This is a genomic window from Candidatus Jordarchaeum sp. (assembly GCF_052745115.1).
In genome coordinates, this window is record NZ_JBRAKS010000039.1 from 1 (window position 1) to 17,356 (window position 17,356).

The 17,356-nt window shown below is 39.4% G+C and carries 10 protein-coding genes; 8 read left to right on the forward strand and 2 right to left on the reverse strand.

What is annotated here, in order from left to right; genetic code table 11:
- Positions 1 to 178 precede the first annotated feature (178 nt).
- A complete protein-coding gene (locus tag ACUVXA_RS04595; protein ID WP_445870065.1) occupies positions 179 to 373 on the reverse strand; it encodes a hypothetical protein in 195 nt (64 codons plus the stop codon).
- 442 nt (positions 374 to 815) lie between these two features.
- On the opposite strand from ACUVXA_RS04595, the gene ACUVXA_RS04600 reads away from it, so the two are divergent.
- The 5 genes from ACUVXA_RS04600 (at position 816) to ACUVXA_RS04620 (ending at position 11,853) form a co-directional block, all read left to right on the forward strand.
- Positions 816 to 2,255: an acetate--CoA ligase family protein gene (locus ACUVXA_RS04600; RefSeq protein ID WP_445870066.1), complete on the forward strand. Its 1,440-nt coding sequence runs from the start codon at positions 816 to 818 to the stop codon at positions 2,253 to 2,255.
- A gap of 128 nt (positions 2,256 to 2,383) precedes the next feature.
- Positions 2,384 to 4,105, forward strand: coding sequence for an AAA family ATPase (locus ACUVXA_RS04605; protein ID WP_445870067.1), 1,722 nt, complete (start codon positions 2,384 to 2,386; stop codon positions 4,103 to 4,105).
- Entirely contained in the window at positions 4,105 to 6,420 is a 2,316-nt protein-coding gene (locus tag ACUVXA_RS04610) for an apolipoprotein A-IV repeat region-like domain-containing protein (RefSeq protein WP_445870068.1), read from the forward strand. Before ACUVXA_RS04605 ends, ACUVXA_RS04610 begins: the two co-directional genes overlap by 1 nt.
- 1 nt (position 6,421) lies before the next feature.
- Positions 6,422 to 10,441, forward strand: a complete 4,020-nt coding sequence (locus ACUVXA_RS04615) for a helix-turn-helix domain-containing protein (protein WP_445870069.1) — start codon at positions 6,422 to 6,424, stop codon at positions 10,439 to 10,441.
- Between the two features lie 269 nt (positions 10,442 to 10,710).
- Positions 10,711 to 11,853, forward strand: a complete 1,143-nt coding sequence (locus ACUVXA_RS04620; RefSeq protein WP_445870070.1) for an MFS transporter — start codon at positions 10,711 to 10,713, stop codon at positions 11,851 to 11,853.
- 62 nt (positions 11,854 to 11,915) lie between these two features.
- On the opposite strand, the gene ACUVXA_RS04625 is transcribed toward ACUVXA_RS04620, so the two are convergent.
- Complete coding sequence (locus tag ACUVXA_RS04625) at positions 11,916 to 12,371, reverse strand: flavodoxin family protein (protein ID WP_445870071.1); 456 nt, start codon at positions 12,369 to 12,371, stop codon at positions 11,916 to 11,918.
- A gap of 342 nt (positions 12,372 to 12,713) precedes the next feature.
- On the opposite strand from ACUVXA_RS04625, the gene ACUVXA_RS04630 reads away from it, so the two are divergent.
- The 3 genes from ACUVXA_RS04630 (at position 12,714) to ACUVXA_RS04640 (ending at position 16,933) form a co-directional block, all read left to right on the forward strand.
- Positions 12,714 to 14,216, forward strand: coding sequence for a phytoene desaturase family protein (locus ACUVXA_RS04630; RefSeq protein WP_445870072.1), 1,503 nt, complete (start codon positions 12,714 to 12,716; stop codon positions 14,214 to 14,216).
- 108 nt (positions 14,217 to 14,324) lie between these two features.
- The gene (locus ACUVXA_RS04635; protein ID WP_445870073.1) at positions 14,325 to 15,833 is read left to right on the forward strand and encodes a phytoene desaturase family protein; all 1,509 of its coding nucleotides are present in this window, start codon (positions 14,325 to 14,327) and stop codon (positions 15,831 to 15,833) included.
- A 2-nt stretch (positions 15,834 to 15,835) separates the two neighbouring features.
- On the forward strand, positions 15,836 to 16,933 hold the full coding sequence (locus ACUVXA_RS04640) for an FAD-binding oxidoreductase (RefSeq protein ID WP_445870074.1): 1,098 nt from the start codon (positions 15,836 to 15,838) through the stop codon (positions 16,931 to 16,933).
- Positions 16,934 to 17,356: the final 423 nt, after the last annotated feature.

Here is a 17,356-nt window from a genome sequence, read left to right on the forward strand (position 1 = left end):
TGGAGCTATATGGACTATTTCTTAAATAAGCATCCAGTCCTACCCGAACTGTTAGCTATGCATTACCCACAATTATTATGGGTAATTTTTGCTCTCTAATTTTTTATCATATACGTAATATTTTTTATCGTGGGAACAAGAAAATATGCGTATCTTGCATAAAATTAGAGGAAAGCAATTACTCGTAGCACTTATGGGTAATGCATAGTCGCGCGTAGAGGGCGGCGTTGTTGGTTGTGGTGGGTGTTTCGTGGACGAGTATTGTTCCGGTGGGTAGTTGTTCTGTTGGTCTTGGGAATTTGCCGGAGCGGTAGAGGCGGTAGGCGGTCTTGTAGTCTATACCGTGTTTTCTAGCCCAGTCAGCTAGTTTCATAGTACCACATAGCCATATATGGTATTATTTAGTATTAAATCTTCCTACTGTTGTAAACCCTTTATGTGGAGAGAGTATCCTCCCTGCTCCAAGAGACTCGATATCTCAGTGGGTACTCCTTTTTTAATGCTTAACATTTTCTTTCCCCCAAAGATTCTAAGAGGTAAACTTTAAATTAAAATTTTTTTCTAATAAATATATTTTTTATGTTACTTATATATTGTTGTATCTAAATCTATAATCAAAATTATGTTTTTAAATTAAATTGTTCGCCCAAAATGTTTTGGGTTTTTGAAACCGGTTTTGAATCAAACTTTATCTGGAATTAGTCTTGGATTAAAAAATAATTAGTAAATTAGAAATACTCTCTGTTATCATTAAGAAAATGTTAAATTCTAGTGCTAGGATTGTTTGATTCATCCACTTTTTGAGGGTGATGCCTTTGGATCCTGGGCGGTACCAGTATTTTGAAGAGTTGTTTCATCCACAGTCCATAGCTATTGTGGGCGCTTCTGAACAGAGTGCTCTTTTTATATTACCCTTACTTGAAGCTAATTTTCCGGGCAAATTGTATCTGGTTAATCCGAATCGAGACAATTTTCACGGGTTGAAATGTTATCGGAGTGTTTTGGATATAGATGATTCCATTGATTATGTAATTTCTGCTGTTCCCGCTCGCCTCTCAGTTGATTTAATGGATCAGTGTGTGAAAAAGGGTGTTAAAACCGTCCATTATTTTACTTCTGGTTTTAGTGAAACCGGTAATCCTGAGGATGTTAAATTAGAGGAGGAGCTTGTGAGAACTGCGAGAGCGGGGAGAGTAAGAATCATTGGTCCTAACTGTATGGGATTATATGTTCCAGAATCGAGGGTAACCTACTTCTATGATTTTCCCTTGGAGAGTGGTCCTGTAGCTCTGGTTTCCCAGTCGGGTGCTTTTGCGGTTGGTATAGTTATGCTTGGTCGTGCAAGAGATATCCGGTTCAGTAAGGTTGTTAGTTTTGGTAACGCAGCGGATTTGGATGCTGCGGATTTTATTGAGTACCTTGCGGAGGATCCAAAAACCGGTTTGATCACCGCTTACCTAGAGGGTGTAAAAGACGGGAGAAAACTTTTTGGTATATTAAAAAAGGCAAATCTAAGGAAACCAGTTGTGGTTTTGAAAGGTGGCCGTACGGTTGAGGGGGCTAGAGCTGCATCATCGCACACGGGTTCTCTTTCCGGTTCTTCCAATATTTGGGGGGCGGTCTTTAAACAGTTGGGTATAGTCACCGTGGGTACAGTGGAGGAATTAACGGATACCATGTTAGCTTTTACTCGTGTTCCAAAGCCGCGTGGTAGGAGAATATTAATTGTTTCTTTTAGTGGGGGTTCTAGTGTTATTCAATCAGACATTTGTGTAGAGCTTGGATTAGAAGTTCCAGTAATCAGCGAGGAATCCCGAAGGAAAATACATGAGATAGTTCCTCCCGCGGGTACTAGTACTAAGAATCCTTTAGACATTCCTTCTGCTTATTTTAGTGTTGATGGAATTTCGAAGTCAGTTAATATAGCGGCTTCCGAAGATGATGTTGATGTTGTGCTTTTTGAACTTCTGGATCGTCTTCCGATTTTTTTTAAGCGAAGGAACGCTCTTGATGATTATAATGTGTTAGTAAAAAATTTGGTTGACTCTGCAAAGTATGTTCGTGATACTTTGGGTAAACCATTCTTGGTAGCGTTACCACCCTCCTTTTACGAGGAAGAGGGCAGAAAATTGAAAAACCTTTTTCAAACCGAAGGGTTTCCTGTCTTTCCTTCTGTGGACAGAGCTGCAAAAGCCATAAGCAATACTCTAAACTATTATGATTTCATAGACAAAGAAAAGAGTAAGAAATTTTAATTTGAGCTTTAAACCTTTATTTCAGCTCTATTTTTTCTCTAATTTTTTAATGATAAAAGTAAATCTTTATCTACTATTTTTCCCATTATTTTTTCTTAACGGTGGAAAGTTTTCAATTGGTGATTATTTTGGAGAAGCGAATTAGTTGTATTGAGCCGGCGGATAGAGAGCTTTTTACCGGCCGGTCTCAGGAGATAAGTGCATTTCAAGAGTTTTTATCCAGTATCAAAACCGGTTCTGCGGATAAGAACATTTTTGTTATTTCTGGGGTTCCTGGTATTGGAAAATCTTCCTTGATGAAGCGGTTTATTCAGATAGCGGAGATGGAAGGTGTTGAGGTGCTGGTTAAGTTTATTTCTACTTTTGGAGTGAGAATGTTTTTCGATGATGTGAAAAGAACCGTTGATAGTTATGCACCTGATGCAAGGAAAAGATTTATGGGTGAAAAAAGGTTTGTGTCCGTTCCGCCGATTTCTAAGGAGTTGGGAGAAAATGAGCAGGAATACTTTTTAGCTCAGTTTTTCGAGGATATGGATAAGGTGCAAGATAAGCTGAGAAAGGTAGTAGGGGTTTTTAGTGACAATTTTGAGCGTTTCGCCTGGCTGGGTTATGACACCGCTTATGTTTTACTCCGAGAGGTATCAGCTAGATTAGCTGATATGGGATTTAACTTATTTTTCGTTGTGTGTATTGACAGGAGGTTTCTCGACCTATTATTGGGTGATAAGCCGGAATTGTTTCAAGTCTTGGATTTAGATGTCCTCTCTACGCAGGATATTCGCTTGTTACTTCAGAAGTATCAGTCAGTTACTGGAATGAAGATTAATGATGTTCTAAAAGAGGAGTTAGCTAAAGCTTCGGGAGGTATTCCTTTTAAATTAGCTCTGTTTGTTTGTGGATTGCTTAATGAAACAAGTAAGGGGGAGCTTGAACCAAGTATCGAGCTCTTTCGAAAGGTGAACAGTAAGATACAGGAGAATGCTCTGAGTGCCTTAATAGAACTTAATATGGAGAAGGAGACTTTGATAGATAATATTGTTTCACAAAAATTTAATATGATTCCTTTGGAGGAACTGGGCTCGGAGGTTGAGGAAAAATCAAGTAAAGAGGCTTTAAATTCGCTTATCTCGGAGGGGATAATAGAGGTTGATGACTCCTCTGCGTGGCTAAAATCTGACGCAATATACGAAATGTTAAGACTTCTTATTAACGTGGATCAAGTCTATGGTCGAGCAAGAACACTATTAAAAGTAATTGGAAGAGCAATAGAGGTTAAAGCGACTATAGATCCAATTTATTTTGAATGGTTGAAGGACTCCGCAAATATGTTGATCTCGCAAGATAAACCAGCCTTAGCGTTGGAGCTTGCTGCGAATGCTGAGGCCTGTGCAAATTCTGCTTTAGAAAAAAGGCTTTACTTCGAATCCTTTCAACTGTTTCGTTTAACTACTGGTATCTATGAGAAAATGGGCGACAATGAACGTGCGGGAATGATCCTTGAGAAGGCAGCTAAGTCGTTTGAAGCGGAAGACAGAGATTTTTATTCGAGATCTCTGCTCTCTCACGCCACGGATCTTTTTGATGCTTCCGGGGTGGAGTGGAAAGCGCGTTCTATAGCTCGGGGTGCAGCTTTGATTTATGAAAGAATGGGCGACGATTATTGGGAGGAGGGGCTTAAAATGATGGCTCGGGTTTTCTATCGGAGAGCTTTTGAACATTATCTCAGGGCGGGGGATAGTGATAGAATAAATAAACTTTACGAGAAGGCTATTTCCTTTTTTAGTAAGCAGCCGGTTTTCATTAAGGAATTCGAGGCTTTAAAGCAAAGGGCTGTGGTTAAGGAGGAATAATGATGGAAAAAATTCGCCAAAAAATTGCAGATAAAAGGTCAAGCATAGAAGAAACTCAAAATGTGGTCAAGGAAATTGAAGCAAAAATCGGTCAATCCGTTTCAGCCATAACTGAGCAAATCGGCGTTTCTTCAAATAATTTGAAATCTATTTCGAGGGAGTTTCAAAGCAGTGAGGATAATCTAAAAAGGAGATTTTCAACATCTATAAAAGAGGCTCAGAACAAGATCACTAACTGGATGCAAGATATAGAAAAAAATTTGGAACAGGAAATTAACACTCAAATTAACTTTGTAAATCAGGGAATAGATGCAATAACTACGGAGCTAGCATCAAGACTTCAACAAGCTGACGCAGAGATTGGTGAGAAGATTGGTGGATCAAAAAGCAGTATTTGTCAGAATATTAATGATACTAAATCAAGTTTAGAAAATGAATTGAATATGCTTATTTCCCAAATTGACGAAAATGCGGGAGCCTTTCTTTCCCAAATGGAGGAACGCAGAAAGAAGCAAGAGGAACAACTATTAACACTTTCTAAGAGTCTAAAAAACCAAGTTTTTTCTAGCATTCAAGGCTTCGAAGAATCGGAAAGCAATCTTTTAAAAGAAAACTTTACCACTTTCGAGACTCAAATCACCGATTTTGGCACCCAAGCATCAGAACTTTTAGACAATTATCAAGATAAAATCTCAATCCTATTTTCGGATACCAAAAAAATTTCGGAATCTATAGTACGTCAGATGAAAAACAGGTTGGAAACCTTAGAAACTGAAACTATGAGTTCATTAGGAAGGATATCCGATGAGTATAAGAATAAGATGGTGGAGTCCCACGTAGCTATCAAGGATGAATTAAAAGGCATGCTTGAGGAAGATATAGCATATATCGAAAGGGTGAAAGAAGAGCTAAAGAGCGAATTAAATGACATAGCTCAGAATAAAATTAAAGAAATAGAAGAGATTGGCAACCGAACTAGAGAAAAGCTCTCCGAAGTAGTTAGTTTAAAAGAGGAGGATTTCTCGAAGAACATAGGAGAGCTTCTTTCCGGCTTCTCTTCTCAGCTGGTAGGACAATTGGAGCAGTTAGAGGGAAGCATGAAGACTCTGGAGGATCAAATCAGTGGAGATCTCTCAAATGCTCTGGAACAGATTTCAAAACTAGTGATTTCAATAAATAATAATATCAATAACACATTTATATCACAGCTGAAGGAGATTCAATCGGCTCTACAAAGTTATGAGGAACAGTTCACCGAACTGGTAACTGGTTCCATAAAAAATTTTCACGAAGATGCCTCGTTACTAAAAACTGATTTCGATCTTGAATTATCGGAGGCAAAACAAGATTTTGATAAAACAACTAAGGACTTTATGGAAAAAATTTCAGCGTCTTTAGGGCAGTATGTTGAAAAGAACAAAAGTATGCAGATCAATATTATGGCTGATGTTTCGAAAATATTGGATAATAATCAAGATTTTCTTTTTTCTCAAAGTGAAAATTTCAAAAGTAAGACTTCCGAAACTATGAAAAATACTAGTGAATTGATTGGGGATATTGGGGAAAGTGTTTCATCAGGTCTGATAAGTAGTATAGAGGAATCTCAAGGCAAAATGGTTGAAGAAGTTGAGAAATCAAAAGAAAATCTAAAACAAATCCTTGATGGGACCGTGACTAAGACAGTTGAAGCTCAAAATATACTGGAACAGAAATTGAAAGAATTGGACCAAAATCTACGATCCAATGTTGAAACATTGGTTGGGGAGTTCTGTGGAAAAACGGCGGAGGGTATGGCTGAAACCAACTCAGTAACTGGGGAATCAGTCGAAAAATTGAAGGACTCCTTAAAGATCACTATCTCAAATTGTATAAACAATTTAAAAGACGAATTAGAAAATAGTAAAACAAGTATAATTGAAACAGCTGATGGTGAAACATTGTCTATAAAAGAATTTATACAAAATATGACTGAAAACTCTCAAAAAAACTTCACTTCAGTAAATGAAAAAATAAGAAAAAATCTTGAAGCTGTTAGCACAAGTTTTTCAAATAAAGTTGCAAAACAGAGTGAAAAAACCAAGAAAGAATTATCTGAACTAGACGAAGCAGTATTGAAAAATATTAAGAGTGGAATGTCGGAAATACAGGAAAACGTTAAAACGCTCATCAACAATTTCTCCGCCTTTGAGGACGAATTGAAAAAGAGTGGAGGACACATATCTAAAAACTTATCAAACTTGTTGAAAGCTTTGGGAGAGGCCTATAAACAATTGGAGGTAGCTGAAAAAGAAATCTCAAAGATGGGGGAAGGCTAAAATGGGAGCATGGGAGGAAACCCTGAAAGATATAGGAATAACCGGCAACCAGGCAAAGGTTTACGCCACCTGTGTCGGGCTCGGTGCGAAAACGGCGTCCGAATTAGCGGTTTATACGGGTTTAAACATACCTGAAGTTTCCCAAGAACTTGAAACATTGCAATCCATGGGTGTAATCAAAAAGATACCGGGAAAAATTGATTTTTACATCGCACTAACACCCCGCATAGCACTCACCGGAATAGTTGCCGAAACTCTGAAAAACAAACTTGAAAATCTGAAAAACAACATCATGGAAAGCGCCGAAGGTGCCATCCAAAGCCTGAGTCAAAACATGGAATCTTTCAAAACCAAATTAGACGAGAACCTATCAAATTATTTAAAGGAAACTAAAGATAGCAGTAATCAAATGGTGGTTCAGCTTCTCGAGTCAACTAAAGAAATTTTAGAAGGATTCCAATCCGAGGCAAGTCAATTATCCCAGAGCATCGAACAATACCTGCAGCAAATGCTTAGCGATCATGACAAGAACTCTCGAGAAACAATAAAAATTCTGGTAGAGCAAGCCAACCAGTCGGTGGGAACTTTTAGGAGCGACATAAAAGATATTAAAGAAACCGCCCAAAACGTGTTAGGCGATTTCATAGAACAGACACGAATCACTATAAACGAGTTTCAAGAAAAACTGGAGTCCGCTGTGAATGACACTGTTAAGACAATAGAATCAAGAACCAGTGATGTATCTGGGAGATCAACCTCCGAGGTTAACTCACTATTCTCAGACCTCGACTATGCTTTTGACCAATCTATAAAAGAGGTCAGAGAAATCAGCCTACAACCACTAACCACAATTAATGAAAACGCTATAAAAATCGCAGAGACCGCAATGTCGGGAATCTCAGAATTCATGGAAGAATTGGAACCTCTAACCGAAACACACATCACAAAGATTCAGAGTATGAACGAAGCACTTTTAATGGACTTTAGAAAAAATCTCGAAACTAATCGAAAAAAACTAGTCGAATTTATAAAAGAGATTGAGGAAACTATCAAAACTCAAACCATAAAGCTTAGAGATTCAATACTTGAAGAATCAAAAGAGGTAAACTCAAAAGTAAAAGAATTTCTCAACCACTCCCGATCAGAAATCTCCCGTGTGATGAAGAGTTATAAGGATCGGACAACAGAAATTGTTGAAACCTTAGAAAAGGCGATGGAAGAATTCGATAGCCAGAGTAACTTCATAATAGAGTCATTTGATAAAGCCCGATCGGATGTGGAAGAGAAGCTAATGGCGGTCAGTCAGCAGGTGAAAACAAACTTAGAAGGTTCCCAAGAAGAATTAAAAATAAGCCTTGGGCAACTAAGGGAGAATTTTGAGAAAAAAACAATGGAGTGGGAAGAAAGTCTATCCACCAGAAAGACGATTGACTCAGATGCTCTCAGAGAGCAATTAGAAAATATAGAAAGGTTTGTTTTCGAGCAGGAAACCCCGTTGAAAACATCTTTAGAGGAAGAGCTTCAGAAAGCGGAGAAAGAACTGAAAACAAAAGTAACAGAAATAGTGGAAGAAAGCAACATCCTTAGGCAAAGGATACAGAGTCGGAAAGAAAACGCTCTGGAAACTTCTAGAAACCGCGTAGAACCACTTCTAAGCAAAATAAGCGAATCTAACAAGAATCTCATAGATAACTTAAATGACTCATTAGAAAGAAGAACCCAACTAACAAAGAAGCATTTGGAGGATTTTGTGTCCAATTTTAATTCTGAGTCAGGGTCTCTTAAAAATAATCTTTCGGTTAATTTTACCGACAGCATTGCGGTTCAAAAAAGTAGAGTGAATAGTTTTGAAGAAACCTTTACAACCGCACTAAGCAAGATGATTGACATTCTGCAGTTCATAGAAGACAAGGGCGGTGACAAGAAAAAATTCTCACTTGGAAAGGAAGAAACAGAGGAACTCCTAGATAGAGTTACCTTCAGTAAAAAAGAAATTATAAAATTAAAAAATGAACTGAAAAAATCTGTGAATGACCTTAATGAAAACTTTAGTATGGTGTCCACAAATATTCTTGACGAACTGGACAGAAGTTTAACGTACATTGGTGAATCCTTCGAAAAGAAAACCGGAAAAACCATTCAATCATTACTAGACGAAGATGTCAAAACAAGAGAAGCCCTCGGCCAAAAAATAGAAAACACATTTGAAAACACTATAACCCCCGAAATAACAAACTTCAAAACCATAAATGAGAATAACCTCAGCGAATTCCACTCAGAGATTGATACACAAATCGATAAGCAACTCCGTGAAATAGAGAAGATTAAAAATGATGCCATCAGCCACGTGACAAGTAACAGGGATAATTGCTTAACCGTATTCGGGTTTATTAAAAGTGGAATCGGTGAACAACTGGCGAAACTCTCAGAAATTTTACAGAAGACAATGGTTGAAAACTACGAAACCACGATAAAGATTTCTTCAGAAGCACAGGAACAGTTGGGTAGCCTTTTCGCTAAGATTCAGGACACAATTAGAATAGAACCACTTTCAGAAATGGTCAAGAACTCGATTGAAGAAAGCATCGAAAACCTCAAACAAGCACTGGAAAACACCAACACAGACAAACAGAAAATTATTAATCAGGCTAGGGATGCGGTTAACAACTTTATCGCGTCAAGAGAAGAAATACAAAAAATTTCCTGGAAATCGGTTGCTGAGGTGGAGGATTTTGCGGAACAAATATCCACTCTGACATCAACTCTTGGAAGCCAAATTCTGCAACAATTCTCCGAGGAAAAGGTCACGCTTAAAGAAGACTTGGAATCAGAAATAAACGAATCCGTTAACGAAACCAACAAAAGACTGGAAAACTTTCTAGCCAGCTTAAAAGAAAGCTTAAACAGCTACGTAGAGAAAGTCATCAAATTAAAGGCAACAGCAGAAAAAGATGTACACTCAAAACTTGACCAAGAATTCGCAGTTCTGAAAAAACAACTCATGGAACAAAAAGAACAATTGGGGGAGACTCTAGTTAAAAAAAGAGACGAGATAAACGAAAAACAAGGCAAGCTGCAAAAAGGAGTGTTAGAGGTGGTTTCAGCCCTTGGACAGGAATTGCCAAGTTATGTAGAGAAAATAAAATACGACCTATTATCTACCCTAGACCGGCACAGTAGAGAGAGCAGAGACTCTGCTGAAGTCAAATTGGAAAGCCTCGTTGGAATCACAGACAAGCCCTTCGCAAACCTAGAAAGCAAACTCCTAGACTTCGACCGAGAGTTGAGTCTTTCATTTGAAAAACTCCATTCCGAACTCAAATCCAAAACCTATGAAACCCTTGAGAGCCTAAAAGATGATCACACCGCCTTTGAAGAAACCATTAACAACCAGTACACAAACATGGAAAAAGCACTGAAACAAAAGCTGGAAGAAGCAACCTCAAGCCATCTGAAAGAAATCAGCAAAACCATAACCATGACCAAAATAAGCTCCGAAGAAACCGAAAGAGACGTAACACTAGCCCTAAACACTTTCACAGAGGATATAGCGGAAAAAATTATTGAGGCAATAACCAATACTCAAGAAACGCTAAAGCTGATAACCCGAATAATGAAACTCTCCGAAGAGATAGAACCCAAACCCTTTGAGGATACTGAAAGAGTGGTGGGAAAAGAACAGATACTAAATCTATTAAAAACTCTCATTAGAAATACCAAGAGCACTATTACCATACTTACCCCAACAATACAGGATGTACCCATTGAGGATCTAACACATATACCACGCCAGAGAGTTATATTAATCACAGACGCCGAAGGAAAAGCTCCACCAATGCCCGCACACATCCAACTCAAACATAACCCCGGAAACATATACGCCTTCAACCGGGACAGCGAAGAAATGATACTAGCAGTGGCCACACCAGAACCATTGGGAGTATACACCACAAATATGGAACTAATCAAACTACTAAACCAGATATTACAGGACGTTTCCTCAAGAGCTAAAAAAATATAAACACAAAATTTCAACTTTTTTTCTATTACACAATGTGCTGGAAAGAATTTTCAGTTAGAGCTTGTGGAAATTAAAAGAGATAGCTATCAAATTTTCGAGAGCCCACTTTTATGGTCTTCATGTTCTAATTAACCATAAAGCATTAAAGCTTGCATGTTTAAAGTTTCATTCATTCCCTAACCATGGGCATTTCCAAATCAAAACAAGTACAAAAGATGAATGTCAAAATGGGAAACAGGAGTTCACGGAACAGAAAAACAAGGAGAAAAATGGTTACCGAGCAAGAAGCCTCCGAAATCTCCATGCTAAAGCCTAACGCCATAATGTTTTTTGCTAATGTTTCCATAGCCACTAGTTTTATCATTATTCCTCTGTTTGCTAAGGATCTGGGGGCTTCAGACACCATGCTCGGTATTATCGGTGCGGGATATGGGCTGGCTCTGCTCGTTTCCTCATATATTTTCGGCTGGGCTGCCGATGTCACCGGGAGAAGGGTTCTCTTACTAGCTGGCTTGTTAAGTTCTGCGGTGATGTTCTCTGTGCAGTTTTTGGTTCCCAATGCGACTGTTCTGGGTATAACTTGGTCTTTAGCGGGTTTCTGTGGGGGAATTTATCCTCAAGCCTTGATAGCTTACGGCTACGAACTGAGGAAAAAGTTGGGTAAATTTGTATCCTACGGTTCTCTGGGCTGGGGTTTGGGCAACCTTATGGCGGGAATTCTTGCTATATACTGGGAAGTATTCCTCTTCGCAGGTTTGTTCTTCTTCTTAGGATTTATAGTTGCACTAAGAATGCCAATTTCCGATGTTAAACTCAAAGTACCCTTGTTTCCAAAACATGTAATTAAGAGAAACATATCCATTTACATAGCGTTCTTCATGAGACACACGGGCGCTTACGCTACATGGATTATTTTCCCACTCTTCCTAAGCCAGCTGGGTGCAAGCGAGTTCTGGATAGGAATACTATACGCGTTAAATTCCTTCGGTCAATTCTTCATGATGAGACCCCTAGATAGGTTCAAAAGCACATCCTTAGTTATCGCGGGGCTTTCATTCTCCGCATTGACCTTCGCCTTATACTTCTTAGCACAAAACTTTTGGCAAACAATTCCCATGCAGCTAGTTCTAGCCCTCTCATGGTCGCTGCTATATATCGGCTCTCTAAAATTCGTAGCCGAAAGCGGTGTTGAAAGAGGAACATCAGTAGGTTTACTTAATCTCACCCTAAGCCTTTCAACCGTTGTGGGACCCCTAATCGGAGGAGTCATCAGCCAAATATGGGGATACAGATACACGATGCTCTTCGCTCTGGTCATGGTTCTCGCTGGTTTGGTATTTTTCACACTCTACCTACGGCACAATAAAAACAACACTCAAGAATCGCAAAATAAAAAGAATGAAAAATTGTGAAAGTCCTTTTTTTAAAAAAAACTTTTTATCACTGTTTATTAACTTAACAACGTTAAATATTTTCAAATCTTGGTCGAAATACTTTTCTCGAACTCCTCAGCTTTGAGAAGTTCTCCTTCAACAAGTGGGCCCTTCAAAAACCCCTTAATCTGTGTCGCTAAACCCGGAGCCACCAGTTTTAGGCCTGGAATTTTTTCCCGAATCTGTTTCTCCATTTTTTGAACAGCTCCAAAGCCGGTACCTGCATGTGTGTCGAAAACAGCGCCTGTTTTTCCTTTTAAATCAAGCTTTTCCAATTTTTTCAAGAATTTCTTGATGTCCCCAACCGGTCCTCCTCCGTGATTTGGGGAACCAATAATTAACCCATCGTATTCTAAAGCTTCTTCGGGTTTAGTTTTTTTAACATCCTTGACTGTTACTTCCACCTGTTTGGCTGCCTTTATTCCCTGAGCTATTGTTTCTGCCACCTGTTTGGTGTTTCCATACTTACTCCAATAAACAATTAATACTTGTGGCATTACGGCAACACTCTCATTTATTATTTACTTCTCTAATCCATAATAGTTTTATATTCCACAGGAGAAATTATTAAATATTTTTCGGGAAGAGATGTTTATGTGTGTGCATTGACTGTGATGGACAGCCAGAGGAAACAAAAATTTGACGTAAAGGAGTATCCCTAATTATTTTCTCTATTAAAATGTTAGAATTGCACTTAGATTCGTTATTAAAATTTTAGTATTGTGTTTAGAATATCTATAAATAATATCTTCACCTAAAAAATTAAAATCAAGAATCAGAAAATCTTTTTCCAAATTTTTTGTTTCCATTTTTTGTGGCGTTGAAGTGGTGAGAGAGAAATGTCTGAGAAGTATGATGTAATAGTTATTGGTGGTGGCTTGGGAGGTCTTTCCTCCGCTGCTCTGCTCGCTAAGAATGGGTTGAGTGTTCTTCTTCTCGAAAAAAGGGAACTACCAGGTGGTTGTGCTACCGGTTTTATTAGGGGGCGCTTCGAATTTGATGCTTCACTCCACATGCTTTCTGGTACGGATTTGGAGCGGAAAACCGGAAATCTTATTCCTTATCTTGAGGAACTCGGTGTTACCAAGAAGGTAGGATTCACGAAACTGAAGAATGTTTACCAATGCGTGTTTCCAGACTTTGAAATCACTCTACCCACTGGCAGGGAAAATATTGAAAGCGTGTTAAAAGAAAATTTCCCCAAGGACAGCGAAGACATAACAAATTTTTTAAACAGGATGTTTGCAACCTTTGAAACCATCAACAAATTTCGAAAAGGAGATCCCAGTCTCACCCAGGAAGAACTCTCACAGAACCTGCTTGGGTACTTGGGTAAAACTTGTGCGGAAATAATGTATCCTGAAGTTAAGAATCCCATGGTGAGAGCCATAATTTCTCAGTTGTGGATGTTTCTGGGTCTACCCCCCAAAAAGGTGGACTACATTATCTTTGCGGTTGCCATGTCCCATCTCTTTCACTATGGAGGGGCACAGCCCAAGGAGAAATCCCATGGCTTCGCTGCGGCTTTTGTGGAGCTCATCACAGAATATGGTGGTGAAGTTCGCTTCGGCTGTGGGGCTAAAAAGATACTTACTGAGGGAGATAAAGTAACTGGCGTTTTAACAGATGATGATGAAGAGGTGAAATCGGATTTCATTATTTCCAACGCTAATCCTCTAACTATGTCCCTAGACTTGATAGGAGGGGACAAAATACCTAGTTCATACTTTGATAAGCTCAGGTCTAACGAGGTGGGAATGTCTCTTATTGGCGTTTACATGGGTCTTGAGATTCCATATAGAAAGCTTGGAATAAAAGAGTTTGAAATAGGTTTAAACGACCATCCTGACTTTGATAAGGCTTACCAAAAAGCTTTTACCCTAGAAGAACCAGAGCACCAGTTAATAACTACATACAACCTAGCCTACCCTGATTTCTCACCACCCGGAACATCAGTAATCACTCTTACCGCTCCGAGTTATGCAGACCCCTGGTACGATTTGCCTCCCCACAAATATCTAGAAACTAAAAATAGACTTGCAGAGCAACTGATTACAAAAGCAGAAAAGGTAGCACCAGAACTCCGGGAACACATTGAGGTGGTGGAAGTATTTACACCTTTAACCATAATGAGATACACCGGTAACCATGGAGGAACCTATCTCGGATTCAGTTTCTCCACTGCTGGAAGCCCACCCTTAAGACTTCCACAGGAAGGACCGCTAAAAGGACTCTACTTAGCGGGTGCATGGAGCCAGCCAGGAGGAGCCTACGAAAACTGTGTACTGTCAGGTAAGGCTGCAGCTGAACTAATACTTGCTAAAAAGGATGAAGGACGATAATTTAGAAAAATAAAAATAGGTGGAATATCCTAGAAAATTCAATATTACCAATTTCTCTGTATAAAAAGAATTGTTTGGGAGATAAAATGTAATTTTGGAGGGTCAATTATGGTTGACCAATACGATGTAATGGTTATTGGTGCGGGTTTGGGTGGTCTTTCCGCAGCAGCAGTATTAGCTAAAGAGGGGCAGAGCGTACTGCTATTGGAACGTCATCATCAGCCTGGAGGATACGCTTCGACCTTCGTTAGGGGTCGTTTCGAGTTTGAAATTGCTCTCCACCAGTTATCAGGATTAAACCTCAGAGATAAAAGTGGGCTTTACAAATTCTTTGAAGAAATTGGCATTCTGGACCGGGTTAAATTTATAGAATTAGAGGATAATTACCGAGCCATTTTCCCGGACATTGATATAACGATTCCCGCTGATAGGGAGGCGGCGGAAGGAGTTTTAATGGACAATTTTCCTAAGGAAGCCGAGGGTATTAAGCAGGTTTTCAAATTGGCATTCGGAACTAATGATGCTATCAATTATCTACAAAGGGGCGAGCCTAAGCTTACCCAGGATCAGCTTCAAGAATATCTTTTTAGTAAAATGGATAAAACCTGGGGAGAAATAATGAACTCCTATGTGAAAGATGAAAAGCTCCGAGCAGTACTTAGCGTTTATTGGCCCTACTTAGGTTTGCCACCTTCACGAATTTCGTATATTATTTTTGCCATTGCTCTTGCTTCGTATATAAGAGATGGACCCAAACAAATCTTTGGGAAATCCGCCATGTTGGCTAGGGCTTTTGTTGATGTCATTGAGGAAAACGGGGGAGAGGTTAGACTAAGCTGTGGTGCCAAAAAAATCCTCACAGAGGGAGACAAGGTAAAAGGGGTGCTCACAGATAGAGACGAAAAAATATACACCGACTATATTATCTCAAACGTGAATCCCATAACAACCGCATTAAACCTCATCGGGGAAGATAAAGTTCCTAAAACCTTTTTTGAAAGAATAAGATCCAGTGAAGTCGCTATGTCCCTTGTGAGCGCTTATATGGGTTTAGATGTTTCCTGTGAGAAGCTTGGAATAAATGATTTCGAGATATGGTACTATAACACTTATGATCACGACCGTGTTTACGACTCTATAAAAAAACTAGGCGACCCAGAATTAGTCCTACTCACTGCCTACAATGTGGGGGACCCCCACTTTTCACCCCCGGGAACCTCTGTGATTGTGCTCACAGCGGGCAGCGCTCCTGAACCATGGTACAATATTCCCCCGTCGAAGTATGTGGATACTAAAAACAAGTTCGCTGACATGCTGATTAACAAGGTGGAAAAACATGCGCCCGGGTTAAGAGAGCATATAGAGGTTGTGGAGGTTGCAACACCAATAACCTATATGAGGTATTCAGGTAACCCTGGAGGAACCTATCTAGGATTCGCTTATACTCCTAAAGATGGTCCACTCTCGCGTATGGGCAGCGAGGGGCCTTTTAAGGGTCTTTATTTTGCAGGAGCTTGGACCCAGCCCGGGGGAGGCTACGAACCTAGTATGATATCCGGCCGCTGGGCCGCAGATAAAGTAATAAATGAAATAAAAAAGAAAAAAGGAGGTAGTTAAAAGTGTCCGAAACAAAACCGAGGGATTACACAAAGGAACCAGAATTTGTTAAGAAAATAGTGGATAGCCTACATCCCGAAAGAATGTATCTTAAAGTAAAAGAAATAATTCAAGAGACGCCAAGTACAAAAACTTTTAGAATGGTGCCAACAAAGGGTAAGTTACCGCCTTTCAGAGCGGGTCAATATGTGAACCTGTTCTTAAATATTGACGGCGTGCTCACAAGCAGACCTTATAGTATCTCATCCTCACCTACACAGACCGAATACATAGACCTAACTGTGCGGCGAAAGAAGGGCGGCTTTGTGTCAAATTACTTATTAGACAAGGTTAAGGTGGGAGATGAATTCGAAACCACGGGACCTGCAGGAACTTTCTACTATGAGCCTCTCACCGATGGCAAAGAACTAGTTTTTCTCGCTGGTGGCAGTGGAATAACACCCTTCATGAGTATAATCCGTGAAGTTGTCGATAAAAAACTTGACTTGAACATATGGCTAATATATGGTAGCAGAGTTCCCGAAGACATAATTTTCTACAAGGAACTAGAAGATATCTGTAACAAACATGATAATATTAAATTCGCTGTAGTGATTTCCGAGCCCCCTGAGGGTTACAAGGGAATATGTGGCTTTCTAGAGAAGGAAATCATTCTAAGCCAGATCGGTACAGCTGATGGAAAAACATTCTACATGTGTGGACCACAGGCAATGTACACCTTCTGCGATACGAATTTAGCCAGTTTAAACCTTCCCAGAAGAAGATTCAAACGCGAAGCTTACGGTCCACCAGACGATGTCACCTTGGAACCAGGATGGCCTTCAGGACTCTCACCTGACAAAGAATTCACGGTGGAAGTAATTGGAAAAAAGACCTTCAAAGCACGCGCAGGGGAACCCCTAATGAACTCGCTGGAACGGGAAGGCCTAGTTATTCCCGCGATTTGTCGCTCAGGAGTCTGCACAACCTGCCGCACTAAACTAGTTTCAGGAAAAGTCTTCATGCCAGAAAGCGTCACACTGCTAGAGGCTGACCGCAAATTCGGATACATTCACCCCTGCATGGCATACCCGATTGAAAACATAAAAATTCGAATATGATCGCGGTTATCACCTACCTTCTTAATTTTTTTTGAGGGTGGCTTTAACCGTAAATCTTCTTTTATAATGAGACCATTGAGCACTATTGTGGATTTATCAAGGTTACGAATTAAGTGCAATTACTATTTTTTAGCTGATAATTTGTATATATTAATATCGAAAAAAGGCCTTTAGCCATCGACGTTAATAGACCACTGCTTTCTTAAAGGTGAGTTAAGTCGCTATTTTTGGTAGATCCTTGGAAACAAACAAACCTCGGGAAACCTCTTCCTTTTAAGGTAAGGACTCCCTTAATGTCACGAGTCCAAAAAAGGCTAGTAGCAAAATGTTTATCTAAAATAGATACAGTTATAAATAGGTTATATATAATATATATAAAATAATTAATTTTTGAGAAAATTCTCAGTCGCCTATATGTTCTAA

What these genes read in the sequence shown, in the direction of transcription:
- ACUVXA_RS04595 (WP_445870065.1), bottom strand. Translation starts at nt 373, where the DNA reads ATGAAACTAGCTGACTGGGCTAGAAAACACGGTATAGACTACAAGACC.
- ACUVXA_RS04610 (WP_445870068.1), top strand. Translation starts at nt 4,105, where the DNA reads ATGATGGAAAAAATTCGCCAAAAAATTGCAGATAAAAGGTCAAGCATA.
- ACUVXA_RS04615 (WP_445870069.1), top strand. Translation starts at nt 6,422, where the DNA reads ATGGGAGCATGGGAGGAAACCCTGAAAGATATAGGAATAACCGGCAAC.
- ACUVXA_RS04620 (WP_445870070.1), top strand. Translation starts at nt 10,711, where the DNA reads ATGGTTACCGAGCAAGAAGCCTCCGAAATCTCCATGCTAAAGCCTAAC.
- ACUVXA_RS04625 (WP_445870071.1), bottom strand. Translation starts at nt 12,371, where the DNA reads ATGCCACAAGTATTAATTGTTTATTGGAGTAAGTATGGAAACACCAAA.
- ACUVXA_RS04630 (WP_445870072.1), top strand. Translation starts at nt 12,714, where the DNA reads ATGTCTGAGAAGTATGATGTAATAGTTATTGGTGGTGGCTTGGGAGGT.
- ACUVXA_RS04635 (WP_445870073.1), top strand. Translation starts at nt 14,325, where the DNA reads ATGGTTGACCAATACGATGTAATGGTTATTGGTGCGGGTTTGGGTGGT.